The 19983-nt window shown below is 40.7% G+C and carries 15 protein-coding genes, 3 tRNA genes and 1 rRNA gene; 16 read left to right on the forward strand and 3 right to left on the reverse strand.

Annotated features, from left to right (window positions below):
- Nucleotides 1–192: 192 nt before the first annotated feature.
- Entirely contained in the window at nucleotides 193–489 is a 297-nt protein-coding gene (locus H6541_00840) for a hypothetical protein (protein ID MCB9014320.1), read from the reverse strand.
- A gap of 716 nt (nucleotides 490–1205) precedes the next feature.
- On the opposite strand from H6541_00840, the gene H6541_00845 reads away from it, so the two are divergent.
- From H6541_00845 to H6541_00890, 10 genes are all read left to right on the forward strand, one after another.
- Nucleotides 1206–1853 carry an outer membrane lipoprotein-sorting protein gene (locus tag H6541_00845; GenBank protein ID MCB9014321.1) on the forward strand — a complete coding sequence of 216 codons (648 nt, stop codon included), beginning with the start codon at nucleotides 1206–1208 and terminating at the stop codon, nucleotides 1851–1853.
- A gap of 41 nt (nucleotides 1854–1894) precedes the next feature.
- Complete coding sequence (locus H6541_00850) at nucleotides 1895–3121, forward strand: ABC transporter permease (GenBank protein ID MCB9014322.1); 1227 nt, start codon at nucleotides 1895–1897, stop codon at nucleotides 3119–3121.
- Nucleotides 3122–3124: 3 nt separating this feature from the next.
- Nucleotides 3125–4345, forward strand: a complete 1221-nt coding sequence (locus H6541_00855) for an ABC transporter permease (protein ID MCB9014323.1) — start codon at nucleotides 3125–3127, stop codon at nucleotides 4343–4345.
- Between the two features lie 27 nt (nucleotides 4346–4372).
- The gene (locus H6541_00860) at nucleotides 4373–5062 is read left to right on the forward strand and encodes an ABC transporter ATP-binding protein (GenBank protein MCB9014324.1); all 690 of its coding nucleotides are present in this window, start codon (nucleotides 4373–4375) and stop codon (nucleotides 5060–5062) included.
- A 9-nt stretch (nucleotides 5063–5071) separates the two neighbouring features.
- The gene (locus H6541_00865; protein MCB9014325.1) at nucleotides 5072–6292 is read left to right on the forward strand and encodes a hypothetical protein; all 1221 of its coding nucleotides are present in this window, start codon (nucleotides 5072–5074) and stop codon (nucleotides 6290–6292) included.
- A 417-nt stretch (nucleotides 6293–6709) separates the two neighbouring features.
- Nucleotides 6710–6979: a 30S ribosomal protein S15 gene (rpsO, locus tag H6541_00870; protein ID MCB9014326.1), complete on the forward strand. Its 270-nt coding sequence runs from the start codon at nucleotides 6710–6712 to the stop codon at nucleotides 6977–6979.
- A gap of 176 nt (nucleotides 6980–7155) precedes the next feature.
- Nucleotides 7156–9288: a polyribonucleotide nucleotidyltransferase gene (pnp, locus tag H6541_00875; protein ID MCB9014327.1), complete on the forward strand. Its 2133-nt coding sequence runs from the start codon at nucleotides 7156–7158 to the stop codon at nucleotides 9286–9288.
- A 58-nt stretch (nucleotides 9289–9346) separates the two neighbouring features.
- The gene (locus tag H6541_00880) at nucleotides 9347–10210 is read left to right on the forward strand and encodes a sigma-70 family RNA polymerase sigma factor (GenBank protein ID MCB9014328.1); all 864 of its coding nucleotides are present in this window, start codon (nucleotides 9347–9349) and stop codon (nucleotides 10208–10210) included.
- 545 nt (nucleotides 10211–10755) lie between these two features.
- Nucleotides 10756–11166 (forward strand): GxxExxY protein, encoded by a 411-nt coding sequence (locus H6541_00885; GenBank protein MCB9014329.1) that lies wholly within the window; start codon nucleotides 10756–10758, stop codon nucleotides 11164–11166.
- A gap of 240 nt (nucleotides 11167–11406) precedes the next feature.
- Complete coding sequence (locus H6541_00890) at nucleotides 11407–12066, forward strand: ribulose-phosphate 3-epimerase (protein ID MCB9014330.1); 660 nt, start codon at nucleotides 11407–11409, stop codon at nucleotides 12064–12066.
- A gap of 8 nt (nucleotides 12067–12074) precedes the next feature.
- Here H6541_00890 and H6541_00895 read toward each other — a convergent pair whose 3' ends face one another.
- Nucleotides 12075–12695, reverse strand: coding sequence for a nitroreductase family protein (locus tag H6541_00895; protein ID MCB9014331.1), 621 nt, complete (start codon nucleotides 12693–12695; stop codon nucleotides 12075–12077).
- A gap of 116 nt (nucleotides 12696–12811) precedes the next feature.
- Here H6541_00895 and H6541_00900 point away from each other — a divergent pair, with 116 nt between their 5' ends.
- Nucleotides 12812–14281 carry an aminoacyl-histidine dipeptidase gene (locus H6541_00900; GenBank protein ID MCB9014332.1) on the forward strand — a complete coding sequence of 490 codons (1470 nt, stop codon included), beginning with the start codon at nucleotides 12812–12814 and terminating at the stop codon, nucleotides 14279–14281.
- Nucleotides 14282–14438: 157 nt separating this feature from the next.
- The gene (locus H6541_00905; GenBank protein MCB9014333.1) at nucleotides 14439–16442 is read left to right on the forward strand and encodes a T9SS type A sorting domain-containing protein; all 2004 of its coding nucleotides are present in this window, start codon (nucleotides 14439–14441) and stop codon (nucleotides 16440–16442) included.
- Nucleotides 16443–16634: 192 nt separating this feature from the next.
- Here the strand turns inward: H6541_00905 and H6541_00910 are convergent, their stop codons facing one another.
- The gene (locus H6541_00910; protein MCB9014334.1) at nucleotides 16635–17228 is read right to left on the reverse strand and encodes a hypothetical protein; all 594 of its coding nucleotides are present in this window, start codon (nucleotides 17226–17228) and stop codon (nucleotides 16635–16637) included.
- Between the two features lie 557 nt (nucleotides 17229–17785).
- On the opposite strand from H6541_00910, the gene H6541_00915 reads away from it, so the two are divergent.
- The 4 genes from H6541_00915 (at nucleotide 17786) to H6541_00930 (ending at nucleotide 19911) form a co-directional block, all read left to right on the forward strand.
- A 16S ribosomal RNA gene (locus H6541_00915) occupies nucleotides 17786–19315 on the forward strand.
- Between the two features lie 142 nt (nucleotides 19316–19457).
- Nucleotides 19458–19531, forward strand: a tRNA-Ile gene (locus H6541_00920).
- Nucleotides 19532–19556: 25 nt separating this feature from the next.
- Nucleotides 19557–19633, forward strand: a tRNA-Ala gene (locus H6541_00925).
- Between the two features lie 204 nt (nucleotides 19634–19837).
- Nucleotides 19838–19911: transfer RNA gene (locus tag H6541_00930), tRNA-Ser, on the forward strand.
- Nucleotides 19912–19983 lie beyond the last annotated feature (72 nt).

Raw genomic sequence — 19983 nt, forward strand, 5'->3', positions numbered from 1 at the left:
GCCTTAAGGTTGTTTAAATAATCAAAAGATTAATTAAACAAAATGGAGGTCAGGGGTTCAATATGCTTGAATAGGAAAATAGTATGACAGACTGTTGATTAGTGTTTTAAATCAGGCCATCATTCACTTTACTTGTTTGTTTAATTATTACGCCAGACTGTCTGCCATTCAGGCCTGAGAGAACAAGTGAAACTAAATCGCTGTTTTTGGCAGGTTCATATGGTGATTTACACCAGTACCGGCCTCCATCATCAGGGTTGATGTTCCAGTGCTTTCAAAGCTAAAATGCAGCTTGCGGGCCAGAATGTTATCGCCAGAGTTATTGGAATAGATTGTTATTATGATGGGGCCTGAAACATCCTTCCAATCGCATCTCACGGTATCCGGTTTTTCAAGCTCGTCTTCAGTGCCAAAGCCAGGATGAGGAAAGTAGTATTCAATCTTTGCGAAAAAGCTGCGAAACTTATTATGCAGGAAAACATTGCTCAATGATTTTATATAACATGTTCTGTTTTGTGCTCATAAACAATTTGTTAGAGAAATATTCAGTCTGATCTGTTCAATATCCAATTATTCAATTAATATTACCTGTTTGACTTGCCTGCTTTGGTTTACGGCTTTAAGGTGGTGCTTAAGCATTCTTCAAATAAAGACTGAATTAACTCATACTGTTAATGTTGCTTAATTTAATATACCCTCAAATAATTTGATTTTGTGTGTTTCCGATTGAAATTACACCTGATAATCAGATATGGAAAACATGGAATGAGCATAATTTAGTTTATCTTATAATTAGTACCAAAATCAATCCTAACGCCTCACTTGTCATTTATTCATGCCATGATTTTGCAATCAGTAATTTTAAACTTATTTGAGTGAATTTGTTAGATACCTGAATCGTTGATTCAATTTTTGTATACGGATTTTGTCAAGTGGAAGAATTTGTCGACATTTGAACGTAAGTTGTGCAAAATGGAGGCCAGGTTGTGGCAAGTAATTTGTTTAATGTGCAGATAAACAGTGATGTGCATAACTTGATTCTCTTTGGTTACTTACAATCTTCTTTCTTTTTTAACCTCCCTGCAAGTATGAAATATATAATGTGCTGCGATAAAAATCGAATTTTAACATTGCTGATGTTTCTGTCGGCCTTCAGCCTTTTCGGGCAAACGCCCCGCGAAATTATCAAACGAATGGAAGATCATATGAAAGGTGATGCTTCCTACATGGAAATGACAATGACAACAGTCAGGCCGCGCTATACCAGAGATATGAGTATGAAAATCTGGAGTAAGGGAGATGATTTTTCTCTCATTTTTGTGACTTCGCCTGCCAGGGATAAGGGAACAGGTTTTTTAAAGAGGAAGAAAGAAATCTGGAATTATTTGCCCTCCATTGATCGGATGGTTAAAATGCCTCCTTCAATGATGTCGCAGTCATGGATGGGGTCTGATTTTACCAACGACGATTTGGTAAGAGGGAGTTCAACGCTTGATGATTATACCCATCGGTTGCTTCCCTCCGAAAAGCTGAACGGCATTGATTGTTTTGTAATTGAATTGATTCCAAAACCTGAATCTGCCATAGTTTATAGCAAAGTGTTGATGTGGATTAGTAAAGACAAATTTTTGCAATTGAAAGTCGAAAACTTTGATGAACGCATGGAGTTAGCCAATAGCATTGTTCAAAGTAAAATTACGATGCTTGGCGGGCGCGAATTGCCGTCTGTTATGGAAATGATTCCTGCCGATAAAAAAGGAAACAAAACCATCATTACCGTTAGTAAAATTGACTTTAATCCGAAAATTGAAGACAGCTTTTTTTCAGTTCAGAATCTAAAGAAGCTTCGATAGCCACCGGTAAATCCTTCGTCAATATTAAAGGAGAAGAAATTATGAGAATTGTTTTCATATTGGCATGGCGTAATCTCTGGCGTAACAAGCGCAGAACATTGATTACCGTGGCTTCTGTTTTTTTTGCTGTTATCATGGCCATTACAGCCCAATCGTTTCAAAAAGGATCGTATGAGCTGATGATTGACAATATGGTAAAATACAGTACCGGTTATCTTCAGATTCAGGATGTGCTTTTTGAAGATGAGCCTTCTATGGACAATTCAATGCTATACGATGCTGCATTGAAGCATTCGCTTAAACCATTCAGCAGCAAAATAGCCTATACCGTTCCGCGTATGCAAAGTTTTGCGCTGGCAGCAACAAACAATACAACAAGGGGTGTTGTAGTTACCGGCATTGATCCTGATAGTGAAAACAGGTTTAATAACCTCACCGGCCTGATTACTGAAGGTGATTTTATCCATGCAGAAGACAATGCTGTTCTGGTGGCTCAGGGCCTGGCCGGAATGCTTCAGGTTAAAACAGGCGACACACTTGTACTGATTAGTCAGGGCTACCAGGGGACGATGGCAGCCGGGAAATTTCCTGTCAAGGGAATTATCAAATTACGTGTTCCTGAGCTAAATAACCGTTCAGTTTACATGCCCCTTGAAGCAGCCAGGGTCTTTTATTCAGCTGAAGAAAGGTTAACTTCACTGATCGTCATGCCTGTAAATCCGGAAGATACAGAAGAGCTTGCGGCAGAAATAGAATCAGCGGTGGATAAAGAATGGTATAAAGTTCTTACCTGGAAGGTGATGTTAAAGGATTTGCTGCGCTTGATGGAATTTGATGTTGCGGGGAATATGGTAATTATTTATATTCTTTATATTGTCATAGCATTTGGCATTTTTGGAACCGTTCTTACCATGATGGTTGAACGTTCAAAAGAGTTTGGAATGTTAATTTCATTAGGCATGAAGCGGAAGCAACTGGCATTGATATGTTTGTCCGAAAGCTTATTGATGAGCTTTATCGGGGCTGTTGCCGGTGCCGCATCGGCTTTGCCTGTGGTATTATGGTATCATTATAATCCAATCAGGCTGGAAGGGGAGATGGCCGAAATGATTCTGCAGTATGGTTTTGAACCCATCATGCCTTTTTCGCTCGATCCGGCAATTTTTATGACCCAGGCATGGGTTGTTTTTGGTATTGCAGTTATAATCGGCATGTATCCGGTTTATAAAATTTTCAAACTCCGCATTGTGGATGCCTCAAAAAAATAAACCATGAAAACACTCATAACGATCTCATGGAGAAATGTATGGCGTAATAAGTCGCGAAGCATCACCATTTTGCTGGCTATTGCCTTTGGATTATGGGGCGGAATATTTGCCACCTCAATTTCAGCAGGAATGATGAATCAGCGATTCGAAAACTCAATTGAAAAGCAGATCTCACACATTCAGATTCACAATCCTGATTTTATCAAGGACGATAATATAAAATTCTCTGTTCAACATAGTGAGCAAATAGTAAATGATCTGTTAAGTGATACCCTGGTTAAAGCTTTTTCGGCCAGAACGCTTTGTAGCGGAATGATAGCCACTGCTACCCTTACAAAAGGTGTGAAAATATTTGGCATAAATGCACAGGAAGAGGCTCGTACTACTCAGCTAAACGCCGCAATGATTGAAGGACATTTCTTGTCAGATAAGGGTAGAAATCCTGTAATCATCGGTCAACAGCTTGCCGAAAAAATGAAACTGACCGTCGGTTCACGAATTATACTCACTTTTACTGATGTTTATGGCGAAATTGTAAGTGCATCCTTTCGGGTTGAAGGAATATACAGGACCGTGCATTCTATGCTTGACGAATTGCAGCTGTACGTCAGGCAAAACGATCTGCAACATCTTACCGGAGGAAAAAGTATCAACGAAATTGCCATTCTTTTAAAGGATATCAATGCCGTTGATGGATTTAAAGCAACGTATCAGCGCAAATTTCCCGGTTCGGATATAAAAACCTGGGGGCAAATATCACCTGACCTGTTGTATATGAATGAAATGGCTGGTGTGACTTTAATGGTATTGCTGATAATTATCATGCTTGCACTCGCTTTTGGATTACTCAATACCATGCTGATGACAGTATTTGAGCGTACGCGCGAACTGGGCATGCTTATGGCTGTCGGGATGAACAAAACAAAAGTTTTTTTGATGATTTTGCTGGAAACTACTTTTCTGACCGTCAGCGGATCTGTTGCCGGCGGAGTTTTGTCGGCAGTTACCATCTTTTTTACCAGCCGTACAGGAATTGATTTTTCATCAGTGGGAGGCGATTCTTTGAGTGATTATGGCTATGAGGCCATTGTTTACCCTTCTCTCTTTCCCGAATTTTTTGTAAACATTGTCATCCTTGTTTTGCTAACGTCAATTCTGTCAGCTCTTTATCCGGCATACAAGGCGCTGAAACTGAAACCTTCCGAGGCAATCAGAAAAGATTAAAATTCAAGTACACTAAAATCTGAAATGATGAAAATTATCAGCACCCGCAATCTTACGAAAATATATAATCACACAGTGGTGCCTGTAAAAGCACTTGACAATGTGAATCTCGAGGTTGAGGAAGGTGAATTTACGGCCATTGTCGGGCCTTCAGGAAGCGGAAAAACCACATTGCTCAATATGCTTGGTGGCTTGGACAAGCCTTCTGATGGGAAAATATTCATTGATGAAACTGATATAACTTCAATGAAAGAAAGCAAACTGATTGATTTTCGCTTAAAGAACATCGGTTTTGTTTTTCAGTCTTACAATCTCATTCCTGTACTTACTGCCATTGAAAATATCTCTTTTATCATGTTGTTGCAAAAGTATCCTAAAGATAAAATGGAACAACGGGCCAGGGTCTTGCTCGAACAGGTTGGGCTAACCGATAAAGCAGATGTTCGTCCTCAGCAACTTTCGGGAGGCCAGCAGCAAAGGGTGGCAGTGGCACGTGCACTGGCTTCAAATCCACGATTTGTTCTGGCCGATGAGCCAACTGCAAATCTCGACACGCAATCGGCTTTCAATTTACTTGATATCATGCTTGAGCTAAATAAGAATGAACATATTACCCTCTTGTTTTCAACTCACGATCAGCGGGTAATTGACAAGGCCAGAAGAGTTATTACACTTGTTGACGGGGCTATTGCAAATGACGAGAGATTTGAACGATAAATTACAAAAATGAAAGTGAAACGCAATTGGAATACGTGTTGCAGGTGTATGTCAGTTTTGCGCCATTTGCTTAAATATCTCTTTGTCTTCATCCTTTATATCTTTTTTGTTTCTGTTCCTGCATACAACCAGGTTGTTGATAGCACAACAAAAGTGGTAAGCGTCAACGGATATGTTAAGGAGTTGCCTTATCTGCAGTTTGTCAATAACAAAACCACTACATTTAACAATATTCTGAACTTGCGTTTGAATTTTGCCGTCAATATCTCTAATTCAACAAATATACATCTTGAGATGCGTAACCGGTTGATGTTTGGAGATACTGAATGGGGGACTGGTCAAATCCTGAAATCATTGCAGCAAAACAATGGATGGATAAACCTGGGGGCAGCTGCACCGGTGGGCGGCAGCAGAGCAGTAATACATACGATGGCTGATCGCCTTTTCTTTGAGCACAATGCCGGTAAGTGGCAAATCCGGGCGGGCCGGCAACGCATAAACTGGGGCATAAATCTGGTGAGCAATCCTAATGATCTGTTCAATACATATTCATTTTTCGATTTTGACTACCCTGAAAGGCCGGGCGCTGATGCATTAAGAATACAATATTACAGGAGCACGATGTCGCATGTTGAAATGGCTTTTGCGCCTGCTGATCATATCAAAGATGCAGTAGGAGCTTTCTTATATGCCATCAATCGAAATGGATTTGATATTCAGTTTATTACAGGTTATTATCACAACCGCCTGTCCTTGGGAATGGGTTGGGCAGGTAATATTCTGAATGCTGGCTTTAAAGGTGAAATCGGGACATTTACCGATATTGAAAAAACGGGCCGTAAGACGAATGTTATAGTATCTCTGTCGGGTGATTATATGTTTGAGGTTGGATTGTACATGGTAGTTGAAGCTTTGTATAATGGCGGATTTGAATCCGGGGAATATGCTGCTATAGACCTCTATCGTCCTTTATCTGCCGATAATATCATGTTTTCGGAATATGCATTAACCACCTCTGTTTCTTATCCGTTTTCACCTTTATTGAATGGAACACTCTCTGTCATGAGCCTGCCTGATATTCATGCATTCTTTATCTCTCCTTCTATAACATGGTCGCTTTTACCTGATGTGGATGCAGTACTTACATCACAAATATTTTCCATTGGGGGCAGGTCTGGCGAATCAGTTACAGCAAATGCTTTGATTGGTAGTTTGCAATGGTCATTTTAATGTAAATCAATTAAATGAGATGGAATGATGATTGTAAAATTCATACCTGAAGGTGCAGGATTATGATTCCCACAAAGTGATTTAACGTTTGGATAATCATACAATAATCATTCTATCAAAGGACTGTTTAGCCTTGAGGAATGCGTTTTGCTGAAAATGCCGCGGGATGAAGAATCTAAAAAGAGAGATTACAAGTCTGATGCCATAAAGGTTTTATTAAAATGATTATCTTTGCAAAAAAAAATACAGGAACAGCCATTCTAACAGGAAAATTATAAAACTCTGATTAGCTGGTATTAAAGTCATTTTCTTTTCGCTGCAGAAAAAAAGCAATAAAATTTTTGCAAAAGGTTGTGCAAATTAAAATATTGTTCTATTTTTGCAGCCCGTTACAAAAGCTATTAAAATTTTTTTCACATGTACTTAACTCCAGAAGTAAAAACCAATATCTTTAGTGCACATGGCAAAAGTGCCAGTGATACCGGCTCAGCAGAAGGTCAGATTGCACTGTTCACCCACAGGATTCAGCATCTTACGGGCCACCTTAAGATCAACAGGAATGATCTCGTTACCGAGCGTTCACTTGTAAGATTGGTAGGAAAACGCAGAAGGTTGTTGGATTATCTGAAGGAAAAAGACATCGAACGTTACAGAGAAATCATCAAGAAATTGAATATCAGGAAATAAGTTCTGGTATCATCCGATACTTTAAAAGAGGCAATTTTGTAATTGCCTCTTTTTGTTTCCTTATGGGTTAATTTTTTTTGTGTTTACCAACCCTATTCAATTTTAGCGTAATTTTGTGCCCGTTTAGGCGGATGTTCCGCTGTGGGTACAACCACCATTTTTTCAATATATTAGATATGCAAGGAATCGTAAAAACCTTTGACATTGGAGACGGAAGGACCGTTTCTATCGAAACCGGCCGTTTGGCCAAGCAGGCGGATGGTTCCGTCGTCGTCAGAATGGGCGACACCATGCTTCTGGCAACTGTAGTATCACGCAAAGAAGCAGCCGAGAATGTTGATTTTATGCCACTTTCGGTTGAATACCGTGAGAAATATGCCTCATCAGGCCGCTTCCCCGGCGGTTTCTTTAAAAGGGAGGCCCGCCCTTCAGATTACGAAGTACTGATTGCGCGCCTTGTCGACAGAGCTTTACGTCCTCTTTTCCCGGATAATTTTCATGCAGAAACTCAGGTTATTATTACCCTGATTTCTGCCGATAATGATATTTTACCTGATGCACTGGCTTGTTTGGCAGCATCGTCAGCAATTGCGGTGTCTGACATTCCTTTCCATGGCCCGATCTCTGAAGTACGGGTAGCCCGCATCAATGGTGCTTTTGTGGTAAATCCGCCTATCAGCGCCCTGGCTTCTGCCGATATTGATATTATGGTAGCAGCTTCAATGGACAATATTATGATGGTGGAAGGCGAAATGAAAGAAGTTTCAGAAGCTGATATGATTGACGCGCTGAAATTTGCTCACGAAGCCATTAAACTGCAGTGTCAGGCCCAAATTGAACTGGCTGCAATGGTGGCCAAGGCTAACCCCAAACGTGAATATAACCACGAAACTAATGATGAAGAGTTGCGCGAGAAGGTGAAAGCTGCTACTTATAGCAAGGTTTATGAAATTGCCAGCAACCCTACTTCAAAACATGAACGCTCTGAAGCTTTTGCAGCTGTAAAAGAAGAGTTTATTGCTTCATTGCCTGCAGAAGAAGCTGCAGAAAAGGCTTATATGATCAGTCGCTACTATCATGATGTTGAAAAAGAGGCTGTAAGGAACGTTATTCTTGACAAGCGCCAGCGCCTTGATGGACGCAAACTGGATGAAATCCGCCCCATTTGGTGCGAAGTTGATTATTTGCCAAAAGTTCACGGGTCTGCTATTTTTACACGCGGCGAAACCCAGTCCCTTACCACTGTTACCCTGGGAACTAAACTTGATGAACAATTGATTGATGGTGTGGTCATTGAAGAAAAAATAAACTTCATGCTGCACTATAATTTCCCGCCATTTTCAACTGGTGAAGTAAAGAGAATGATGGGTACAAGCCGTCGCGAAATCGGACATGGAAACCTTGCTATGCGCGCACTTAAGAGTATGTTGCCCGGCCCGGATGAAAATCCATACACCATTCGTGTAGTGTCTGACATCCTTGAATCTAACGGTTCTTCGTCAATGGCCACTGTGTGTGCTGGTACCATGGCGCTGATGGATGCAGGTGTTAAACTGAAAAAACCGGTTTCAGGTATTGCCATGGGTTTGATTTCAGACTCAAAAACCGGCCGTTTTGCAGTTTTAAGTGATATTCTTGGTGATGAGGATCATCTTGGTGACATGGACTTTAAAGTTACCGGTACCCGCGATGGTATTACTGCATGCCAAATGGATATTAAAGTTGACGGACTTTCTTTTGAAGTGCTTTCTCAGGCTCTTGCCCAGGCACGCGCCGGTAGAATGCATATTCTTGACGAAATTGCCAAAACCATTACAACCCCTCGTGAAGATTATAAGCCTCATGTGCCCCGTATCGTTAAAATGACAATTCCTAAAGAATTTATTGGTGCCGTAATTGGTCCTGGTGGAAAAGTTATTCAGGAAATGCAGCGCGAAACAGGATCAACTATCGTTATTGAAGAGGTTGGTGAATTTGGGAAAATTGATATTGTTTCTGCTGACAAAGCGTCTATTGATGCTGTTATCGAAAAAATAAAACGAATTGTGGCTATCCCTGAAATCGGAACTGTTTATCACGGAACTGTAAAAAACATTACAACCTTTGGTGCTTTTGTTGAAGTACTTCCCGGAAAAGATGGTCTCCTGCATATTTCTGAAATAGATTGGACCCGCCTGAAAGATGTTGAAAGTGTATTAAAAGTGGGCGATCAGATTGATGTTAAGTTAATTGAAATCGACGCTAAAACCGGTAAACTTAAACTTTCACGCAAAGTATTGCTTCCAAAACCTGAACCAGATAATAAATAATGTAACTATTACAGATTTTTTACGTAAAAGGGTTCACTGTTAAAATTATTGGCAAAAAATGAGGCAACTAAAAATTACAAAGCAGGTTACCAATCGCGAAACTGCATCACTCGACAAATACCTTCAGGAAATTGGCAAGGTAGAACTGATTACAGCTGATGAAGAAGTGGCATTGGCTCAAAAGATCAAACAGGGAGATCGTGCTGCGCTTGAAAAACTGACCAAAGCAAATCTTAGATTTGTGGTTTCTGTTTCAAAACAATATCAAAATCAGGGGTTAAGTCTTCCTGACTTAATTAATGAAGGCAATCTCGGACTTATCAAAGCTGCCCAGCGTTTCGATGAAACCAGAGGATTTAAATTTATTTCTTATGCTGTTTGGTGGATTAGGCAATCAATTTTGCAGGCTTTAGCTGAACAATCGCGTATTGTAAGGCTGCCTCTCAACAAAATTGGGTCTATCAACAAAATTAACAAAGCTTACGCTAAACTTGAACAAGAGTATGAGCGTGAGCCAAATTTTGATGAAATTGCCGGGTTGCTCGAAATAAGTGAGAATGAAGTTAAGGAATCTATGCGGAATTCGGGGCGCCATGTTTCTATGGACGCACCACTCGTACAGGATGAAGATAATAACATGTACGATGTATTGCGTAGCGACGACGGCCCAACTCCGGAAACAGAGCTTCTTTATGAATCACTTCGCAAGGAAATTGAAAGGGCTGTTTCAACCCTTACCCCGCGCGAAGCCGATGTTATCAGGCTTTATTTCGGTCTTGGTGGCGAACATCCGCTTACCCTCGAAGAAATTGGCGAACGTTTTGACCTTACCCGCGAACGCGTGAGGCAAATCAAGGAAAAAGCCATCCGGAGGTTGAAACACACTTCACGGAGCAAAATCCTGAAAACTTATCTGGGATAAAAATTACAAGAGCGGACTTACCTCCGCTCTTTTTTTGTAAAAAAAATACCATTAAGAAGGGATAGAAAAAATCACCACTAAGGCACTTAGACCACTGAGATGCACTAAGGAAAAGATATAATAGGTATTACAGTGATTAACTTAGTGGCCCTTTGTGTCCTCAATATCTAAGTGGTTAAAAAAAAGCTACCACTAAGGCACTAAGATCACTGAGATGCACTAAGGAAAGGATATAATCCATGCAGTATTGCAGACATTAACTTAGTGGCCCTTTGTGTACTCAGTGTCTAAGTGGTTTTAAAAAGCTACCACTAATATCACTGAGATGCACTAAGGAAAGGATATAATCCATGCAGTATTGCAGACATTAACTTAGTGGCCCTTTGTGTACTCAGTGTCTTAGTGGTTAAAAAATTGCTAATCATGCACATATATCACATAGATGCACAAAAAAAACTACGATATTTGTGTAACAACAATGCAACTGGAAAACTTAGTGGCTCTTAGTGCCCTTAGTGCCTTAGTGGTTTGAAAAATCTCAAAAAATGATAACTCAAAAATACATAAACGACATTGCTTATAAGATTGTAGGCAGCGCAATTGAAGTACATAAATATCTTGGTCCAGGTTTACTGGAATCCGTATATCATAAATGTATGATTGAAGAATTATCAGACGCTGGTTTTTTTGTCCAATCACAGTTATACGTGCCGATTAAATACAAAAATAAAAATTTAGGTGGTGTACTTAAACTTGATCTTTTGGTGGAAAATCTTGTAATTGTTGAATTAAAAGCTGCCGATATTATGATTCCTTTGTATAGGGCTCAGTTACTTTCCTATCTTAAACTAACTGGTAAGCCTAAAGGGTTATTGATCAATTTTCACAGTGAAAATATTGTTGAACAGATGGTTCCGATGGTTACTGAGGAATTTTCAAAATTACCAAGGGCATAGTAATTACCTGGTGCATGTAATGTTATTTAGGCAATAGTTATTGTTTGAGATGTTATCGAAAGAGGGAATAGTCACTAAACGATAAGTGCTGAACCCGGGGGAGCTTACTCATCTCACTTTTGCAATTATAAAATTTCATGATATATTGTATTGCTCGTAACTGTTACGACGGTTACACGGTTGAAAAACAATTAACTTTATTCATAAAAAATACTGTACTTTCGCATAAAAAACAGAAATATGAGTCCGCATTTGATCGCCCCTTCCTTACTTTCAGCAAATTTTGCCCGTTTGGGCGAAGATATTGAAATGCTCAACCAAAGCGAAGCCGACTGGTTTCACATTGATGTTATGGACGGGGTTTTTGTTCCTAACATCTCTTTTGGGATGCCGGTGATCAAAGCTATTGGGAAGGCAGCCACCAAACCTCTTGACGTACATCTCATGATTGTTCAGCCGGAGCGGTATTTTGAAACATTCCGCGACCTGGGAGCCACTTACCTGAGTATTCATTTTGAAGCGGTGACCCACCTGCACCGGGCGGTTCATCAGATTAAGGAGTTAGGTATGAAAGCCGGAGTAGTAATGAATCCTCATTCAAATGTTACGCTTCTCGAAGATATTATTGAGGATTTGGATTTGGTTCTTCTTATGTCAGTGAATCCAGGCTTTGGTGGCCAAAAATTTATCGAAGGAACTTACCGGAAAATAGAAAAATTAAAAACCTTAATCGTGTCAAAAAATGCCCGGGCACTGATTGAAATTGACGGAGGTGTGGATTTGAAAAATGCCCCCGCACTTATTCATGCAGGTGCTGATGTGCTTGTTGCCGGCAACACAATATTTTCCTCGGAAAATCCCCGGGAAACAATTGCCAGACTAAAAACGCCGGTGAAATAAGACTATATTTATTCAATAAATTCAATCACCTCACTGAGTATCTTTTTAGACTTTCTTGCCGGAGCCCCAAATGGCTTGCCTATTGCCACAAATGTTACAAGACTCCAGGGGGCTTCAATTTTAAGTAATTTTTCAAGGCCGGGCTTAGCAATCATGGGGGCACTCATCCAACATGCACCATACCCCAAATCAACAGCCGAAAGCAGTATATTTTGAACGGCGGCGCCGGCAGTTTGCAAATCCGGCCGGTTTCGCATCTTTTCTATTTCTTCATGCGAAAGCTCAATACCTGTTTCCATTACCGAAACAGAAGGTTTCATGATAAGGGCTATTAAAGCGGGCGCATCCTCGAAAAATGTGGAATACCATTCAAATCTGGATAAAAAGGAGCGGTTTACATCCTCTTTGTCTTTCACCGGAAGGCTTGAAATAGTATCTGAAACCGCCTTTGCCATTGATTTGAGTAATGCCTGATTGGTAATGACCAGAAATTTCCAGGGTTGAGAATTATTGATGCTGGGGGCTAGTGCAGCCCGCCTTACCATCTCTTTTAAAACTTCAGGTTTTACCATTTCATCCGTAAAACTTCTTACACTTACCCTGTTTTCTATTGTTTGAACTAGTTCCATCTGCGTGAATTTACTGGTTTATACAAAGATCAGAAATATCTTCATTCATAATTTTGGAAACATAAAAATAATATATTTGTAAAGATAAAACCCCGAATGCAAAATCCCCTAATGTTATGAGCAAAGAATTAGAGCAACTATTACCATCAAGATTGTGGTATTATTTCCAGGAAATCTGTAAAGTACCACGTCCTTCTAAAAAAGAAGAAAAAATTGCGGAATTTATTGTTTCTTTTGGTAAAAGTCAGGGCTTGGAAACTATTGTTGACCAAACCGGAAATGTGCTAATCAGGAAACCGGCTACCCCCGGATTTGAAAGCAGAAAATCTGTTGTACTTCAGAGTCACATGGATATGGTATGTGAGAAAAATTCCGATACTTTGCATGATTTTGACATTGATCCAATTCAACCATTTATTGAAGGTGAGTGGGTAAAAGCTAAAGGAACTACGCTTGGCGCTGACGACGGTATTGGCATTGCCGCTCAGTTAGCCTTACTGGAATCTTCCGATCTTCAACACGGCCCCATTGAGTGCTTATTTACAGTTGACGAAGAAACAGGGTTAACCGGGGCTTTTGGCCTGAAACCTGATTTGTTGAAAAGCAAAATCTTGCTGAATCTGGATTCGGAAGACGAAGGGGAAATCTTTATTGGTTGTGCTGGTGGTAAAGATACCCTCATCAGTATGAACTATTCCAAAGTGCCGGTAGGTTCAGGTTTTACGGGTTATGTTGTAAAAGTCAGCGGACTTAAAGGAGGCCATTCCGGTGATGATATCAATAAAGGACTTGGTAATGCAAATAAAATTCTCAACCGTTTATTATGGGAAGCAAATCGCCGGTTTGAAATGCGCCTGTCTCAGTTTAACGGAGGTAACCTTCGGAATGCTATTGCTCGCGAAGCTATGGCCATCGTTACTGTCCCGAAAAGATTTATGGCAGAGTTTGAGCAGTATGTAATTGATTTTGGACGTACTGTTAAAAATGAGTTAAAAGTGACAGAACCAGGCCTGAATGTTCAGTTTAAATCAACCGATTTGCCCGATTATTTATTTGATGTGGCTACGCAGGAGAGACTTCTTAATGCACTCTATGCCTGCCCTCATGGAGTCATTGCTATGTCTGCAGATATTCCAAACTTTGTTGAAACTTCTACCAATCTGGCTTCTGTCAAAACATTTGACAATAAAATAGAAATTACAACCAGTCAGAGAAGTTCAGTGGAATCTGCCAAAGACAATATCGGAAATATGGTTGTGGCTGTTTTCAATCTTGCCGGTGGTAAAGCTGTTCATACCGATGGATACCCCGGATGGACTCCTAACCCAAGGTCAGAAATTCTGGAAATTTCAAAAATAGCCTATCAAAAACTGTTTGCCACCGAGCCTAAAGTTCTGGCGATTCATGCAGGCCTTGAATGTGGACTGGTTGGTGAGAAATATCCTGGGATGGATATGATATCCTATGGGCCAACCATTAAAGGAGCACATTCTCCTGATGAAAGATTAAAAATCGATACTGTTCAAAAATTTTGGGATTTGACGCTCGAAATTTTACTGAATGTTCCCAACGTGGAAAATGCATAAAATATTTATACGGCTCCGAGAGGGGCCGTTTTTATTATCACTTAATGGAGCTGCCTGGCGTAATAAATAGAATAAAAGTTTACTTTACTGGTAAAATGTTTTAAGTTTGTTATTCAAAAGCGTATGTTTTTATCTTTCCCTAACAAAATTCTCTGTCATGAAAATTAAATCTATTCTCTTTGGGTCATTATTAATGCCTTTAATTTTATCATCGCAGACCAATGTAAGCCGGGCTTACCTTGGTAACGATGGTGAAATTCTTTCTGAAAGTTATATAACCTATGATGACTTTTCAAGCGACCGACAGCCCTCTGAAATACTTCAAATGGCAGGTTTCCCTAAAAAAGTTCCGGTACATCCTAACTTCAAGAACTTTCGCAATGTAACACTTGCCGATATCAATAACGATGGAAAAGATGAAATTCTGATTCCTTCTATGAATACTCTCAGGGTGTTTACGTATACCGGGGAGCTTTTGTGGAGTAAATTGCTTACCGGAACGCCCATCTATCCTCCGTCTGTTTCAGTTATGGATGGAAGTGGCACATTGGGGATAGTTCAGGTTACAGGCGGCTCACCAAACAATGGCAGGGTTTATTATTTGGATGTGAATGGAAATGATATATCAGGGTGGCCATTAACTTTTAACAATCATTGGATTATTTGTGCGCCGGTAATTGCTGATGCAGATAATGATGGAACAAAGGAAATAATTGTTCAAACCCGCACATCTAATAATCTTCATGTATTGAAAACCGATGGCACAGTGCTTTGGACAGCCACGCTTGGCGGAACTCCGGCCGTTACTCCTTCTGTTGCTGATATTGACTCCGATGGCATCAAAGACATTGTTACTGCTATTTCTAATGGAACTATGTATGCTTTTAACGCAAATGATGGTACGGAAAAAACAGGATTCCCCATACCTTCCAATGGTTATAGCTTTTCATATCAATCACCGTTGTTGGCCGATTTGGATGGAAACGGACAATTAAGCATAATAGGAGCTGCACATGGAGATGCACCTGAATATTTTGTCAGAAATAGCGATGGCTCTTATCGCACTGGATGGCCTGTGCCGGTTCCGGGGAATGACTGGACTTATGCTCCACCGACTGTTGTTGATCTAACTGGGAATAACAATTTTAGCATTTTCACCAGTAAACCGATAGGGGAGGATGCAGCTCCAATGTTATTTGGATATCATCCGGATGCCACTATGATGGATAATTTCCCCATTGTTAAATCAGGAGGTCTTGAAAGTACTATTTGTGTTGCTGACATTACCGGAGATGGAAATCAAGATCTAATATTTGGCAGCAACCTTATGGTTGATTTGAAAGGTTTTATTCATGCTTACAGAACTGATGGCACTGGAGAGATTAATGGATTTCCTCTAAGACCAACAGGTTTTACTTTTATGAATGGGCCAACACTGGGTGATGTGAATGGAGATGGTTTGCTTGATTTGGTCTCTTTTTCCTATGAACTGACTTTTACTCCAAGCGATTCAGCCTATGTAAATGTTTATGAGCTTTTAGTCCCAGTAGAACAGGCTGATGTATTATTTGGTACATATAAAGGTAGTAACGACAGGTCAGGATATATTGCCAGAACTAATCTTCCGATTGAATTCCCGGCACCTCTGGATTTAACTTATGCTATCAATTATACCGATGTTGATCTGCAGTGGTTGTCTCCTGATTTGAGCGGGAGTCAAAATCTGGTTCTGACAGGTTACAATATTTATCGTAATAACTCTCAAATTGGCCAGGTTTCTGCCGGTACGCTCACATTCACCGATCCTCTTGTGCCTGAAGGTGGCCATACTTATGGTGTTACTGCTGTTTATGGCGACCCATTGCCCGGAGAATCTTCGCCGGTTGAAGTATTTGTTGATTATATATTAAATACTCCCGCAATTGCTCAACAAATAACCCGCTTGTATCCCAATCCGGTAAACGGTTATCTGACTATTGAGTCACCCGATATGACAAATATTTGTGTTTTCAATATGATGGGCGAGCTGGTATACAACCTTAATTTGGGAAGCAACAGTTCCGTAAAAATAAATACAGGGAGCTGGGATGCAGGCATGTATAATATCAGGATTCTCGGGCCCTCAGGTGTTACCAATCATAAGTTCAGTGTTATAAGATAGGACTCCGTCATTGATTGCCAATTACAACGGATTGTCTATCTATAATGTCTCAGATTTCTGTGCAGGATTCTTTTTCAGAGCATGAACTCCCTTTTAGTCATGCTCATGATGATTAAAGATGACTGACCTGAATTCTGAGACATTACTTTTAAGAATGATTCTCTTATTATCCTGTAAGGGGTAAGTTGGGAACTATTTCCCAATGATAATACCCATTCTCAACACAGGGTTTGAGTAGGGAGATAGAGCGTCTTCTGTGAGGTTCCAAAGAGCCATAATAAAAAAGTAGGAGCCTTGGCTGATTTTTTGCCTGTATCCTCCGCCAACAAAGAAACTATTGATATTGGCTATCCTTGATTCGGTCCAGAGGCTGCCTCCTGATGTATAGTAGTCATCATAATTATAGCGTAAATGTTCAAATTCAGCATGAGCAAACACGTTTTCAAGAATATGGTACCTGGCAAATACTGAACCACCTAAAATATTACTCTTTAAATCATAGCCGATTCCTGTAGAATAATCAAAGTAATAATCTTTGTACCTGTAATATTTGTAAGTTAATCCGATGCCCGTTTCAAATTTTGGAGTTACCCGGTAACCTATAACAGGGGAAATATCTATCATGGTGAGGTTGCCAAATTGTAATCCAAGGCCACCGCCAAAGAAGATGTTGTCAGTAAAGTTGCTTTTTTTTACGTCAGAATTGGTTTGTGCCATGGAAATCTCCGACAAAAACATGAGAGCTAAAATTAAAATAGAGGTGCAAAAGTTTAAAATAGGTTTCATAAGTGTTGAATTAGGCAGCTAATTTACAAAATTTCAATGACATGTTTAAAGATAGCAAATAAATAGATGTGATTGAATAACAATGTATTGATGAAATCAGGCGAATGTTTGTTGGGAGAATTGGGAGAAGCTTAAAAAAAAAGATTAAATTTTATGGAAGTTATAAAGTGTTGGTAAATAGGCAGAATGGTTTGCGATTGAGGGGTAAAATGGAATAAAACTAAAAAATGATTTGGATGTAAAGAAAAAGGGTGTACTTTTGCACTCCCGTTCAACGCAAGAACTTTGAAGGAAAAGCGAAGGGACGGGTTCAGGTCTTTGAGAGAAACGTTGAGAAAAAATAATTTTCAAAAAATGTTGCAGAATTAAAAAAAGTAATTAATTTTGCAGCCCCAAACGCAGGGAATGAAAGAGTGGGAAAGCGGGGTTAAGAAAGAAGATTTGAAATAAAGACGAGTTCTTTGAACTATTGAAGCAAAACGAAAATAAGCAGCAATGCGATTTATTATGTGAATAATAAATTGGAATTAAATCTTGAGAACATTTAACTTTTCTATTACAATGGAGAGTTTGATCCTGGCTCAGGATGAACGCTAGCGGCAGGCTTAATACATGCAAGTCGAACGGGATTCGAGGTAGCAATACTTTGATGAGAGTGGCGCACGGGTGCGTAACGCGTATGCAACCTACCTTTAACAGGGAGATAGCCCCGAGAAATCGGGATTAATATTCCATAACATTGCAGTGTGGCATCACACAGCAATTAAAGCTCCGGCGGTTAAAGATGGGCATGCGTGACATTAGCTAGTTGGTGAGGTAACGGCTCACCAAGGCAACGATGTCTAGGGGTCCTGAGAGGGTTATCCCCCACACTGGTACTGAGACACGGACCAGACTCCTACGGGAGGCAGCAGTAAGGAATATTGGTCAATGGGCGCAAGCCTGAACCAGCCATGCCGCGTGCAGGAAGACGGCCCTATGGGTTGTAAACTGCTTTTGTCAGGGAATAAACCTATCTACGTGTAGATAGCTGAAGGTACCTGAAGAATAAGCATCGGCTAACTCCGTGCCAGCAGCCGCGGTAATACGGAGGATGCAAGCGTTATCCGGATTCATTGGGTTTAAAGGGTGCGCAGGCTGATTATTAAGTCAGGGGTGAAATCTCTCGGCTCAACCGAGAAACTGCCTTTGATACTGATAGTCTAGAGTATAGTTGAAGTTGGCGGAATGTGTCATGTAGCGGTGAAATGCTTAGATATGACACAGAACACCGATCGCGAAGGCAGCTAGCTAAGCTATAACTGACGCTCATGCACGAAAGCGTGGGGATCAAACAGGATTAGATACCCTGGTAGTCCACGCTGTAAACGATGATTACTCGATGTTGGCGATACACAGTCAGCGTCTAAGCGAAAGCAATAAGTAATCCACCTGGGGAGTACGATCGCAAGATTGAAACTCAAAGGAATTGACGGGGGCCCGCACAAGCGGAGGAGCATGTGGTTTAATTCGATGATACGCGAGGAACCTTACCTGGGCTAGAACGTAGAGAGACTATAGGAGAAATCTTATATCCCTTCGGGGCTGTCTACGAGGTGCTGCATGGTTGTCGTCAGCTCGTGCCGTGAGGTGTCGGGTTAAGTCCCATAACGAGCGCAACCCCTATCTTTAGTTGCCAACAGGTCAAGCTGGGGACTCTAAAGAAACTGCCTACGCAAGTAGTGAGGAAGGCGGGGATGACGTCAAATCAGCACGGCCCTTACGTCCAGGGCTACACACGTGCTACAATGGCCGATACAGAGGGCAGCTACCTGGTGACAGGATGCAAATCTCCAAAGTCGGTCTCAGTTCGGATCGGAGTCTGCAACCCGACTCCGTGAAGTTGGATTCGCTAGTAATCGCGCATCAGCCATGGCGCGGTGAATACGTTCCCGGGCCTTGTACACACCGCCCGTCAAGCCATGGAAGTTGGGGGGACCTAAAGTCGATAACCGCAAGGAGTCGCCTAGGGTAAAACCAATGACTGGGGCTAAGTCGTAACAAGGTAGCCGTACCGGAAGGTGTGGCTGGAATACCTCCTTTCTAGAGTAGATTTAATCACTTCGGTTAACCGGAGTCATTGCTTGCTTATTTGTTTGCTTCATAACTTACAGGATATATACCTTGAAGGATTACGCGTGAGGGCTCTATCCCTTAACACACTGAGGAATAGGACACTATGCAATACATAGTCCCGTAGCTCAGTTGGTTAGAGCACTACACTGATAATGTAGGGGTCCGCAGTTCAAATCTGCGCGGGACTACATCACAAAAGAAGAATCACTTCGAGGGGAATTAGCTCAGCTGGCTAGAGCACCTGCCTTGCACGCAGGGGGTCATCGGTTCGAATCCGTTATTCTCCACCATAATTTTTGGTTTTGCTAAAGAATCAGAGATTAGACAAGTTCTTAAAATATTGAATAGTTGAAATAGCTCACAAGATGTGGTTTCGACAAAAAAAGGAGTATCATCGGTTCGTCCCGATAGCTATCGGGACCGTTATTCTCCACCATAATTTTTGGTTTTGCTAAAGAATCAGAGATTATACAAGTTCTTAAAAATAAAGAATAGTTAAATTAGCTCAGAGGCAGAGCGGTTTCCTGGAATAGGGAACAGGGACAAGGTTCGATACCTGTATTTGGCGCAAAAGTTCTTAATCGGGCAACTGCATTAAGACAAAAAGTTCTTTGACATGTTGGAAGAAGAGAAACTATTA

The sequence above is a fragment of the Lentimicrobiaceae bacterium genome, from assembly GCA_020636745.1.
In the GTDB taxonomy this organism is placed as follows: Bacteria; Bacteroidota; Bacteroidia; order Bacteroidales; family Lentimicrobiaceae; genus Lentimicrobium.

Excerpts from the sequence above, each read along its gene's own strand:
- H6541_00855 (MCB9014323.1), top strand. The coding sequence starts at position 3,125 with ATGAAAACACTCATAACGATCTCATGGAGAAATGTATGGCGTAATAAG.
- H6541_00905 (MCB9014333.1), top strand. The coding sequence starts at position 14,439 with ATGAAAATTAAATCTATTCTCTTTGGGTCATTATTAATGCCTTTAATT.
- rpsO (MCB9014326.1), top strand. The coding sequence starts at position 6,710 with ATGTACTTAACTCCAGAAGTAAAAACCAATATCTTTAGTGCACATGGC.
- H6541_00850 (MCB9014322.1), top strand. The coding sequence starts at position 1,895 with ATGAGAATTGTTTTCATATTGGCATGGCGTAATCTCTGGCGTAACAAG.
- H6541_00845 (MCB9014321.1), top strand. The coding sequence starts at position 1,206 with ATGAAAGGTGATGCTTCCTACATGGAAATGACAATGACAACAGTCAGG.
- H6541_00880 (MCB9014328.1), top strand. The coding sequence starts at position 9,347 with ATGAGGCAACTAAAAATTACAAAGCAGGTTACCAATCGCGAAACTGCA.
- H6541_00910 (MCB9014334.1), bottom strand. The coding sequence starts at position 17,228 with ATGAAACCTATTTTAAACTTTTGCACCTCTATTTTAATTTTAGCTCTC.
- H6541_00885 (MCB9014329.1), top strand. The coding sequence starts at position 10,756 with ATGATAACTCAAAAATACATAAACGACATTGCTTATAAGATTGTAGGC.
- H6541_00865 (MCB9014325.1), top strand. The coding sequence starts at position 5,072 with ATGAAAGTGAAACGCAATTGGAATACGTGTTGCAGGTGTATGTCAGTT.
- H6541_00895 (MCB9014331.1), bottom strand. The coding sequence starts at position 12,695 with ATGGAACTAGTTCAAACAATAGAAAACAGGGTAAGTGTAAGAAGTTTT.
- pnp (MCB9014327.1), top strand. The coding sequence starts at position 7,156 with ATGCAAGGAATCGTAAAAACCTTTGACATTGGAGACGGAAGGACCGTT.
- H6541_00900 (MCB9014332.1), top strand. The coding sequence starts at position 12,812 with ATGAGCAAAGAATTAGAGCAACTATTACCATCAAGATTGTGGTATTAT.
- H6541_00860 (MCB9014324.1), top strand. The coding sequence starts at position 4,373 with ATGAAAATTATCAGCACCCGCAATCTTACGAAAATATATAATCACACA.
- H6541_00890 (MCB9014330.1), top strand. The coding sequence starts at position 11,407 with ATGAGTCCGCATTTGATCGCCCCTTCCTTACTTTCAGCAAATTTTGCC.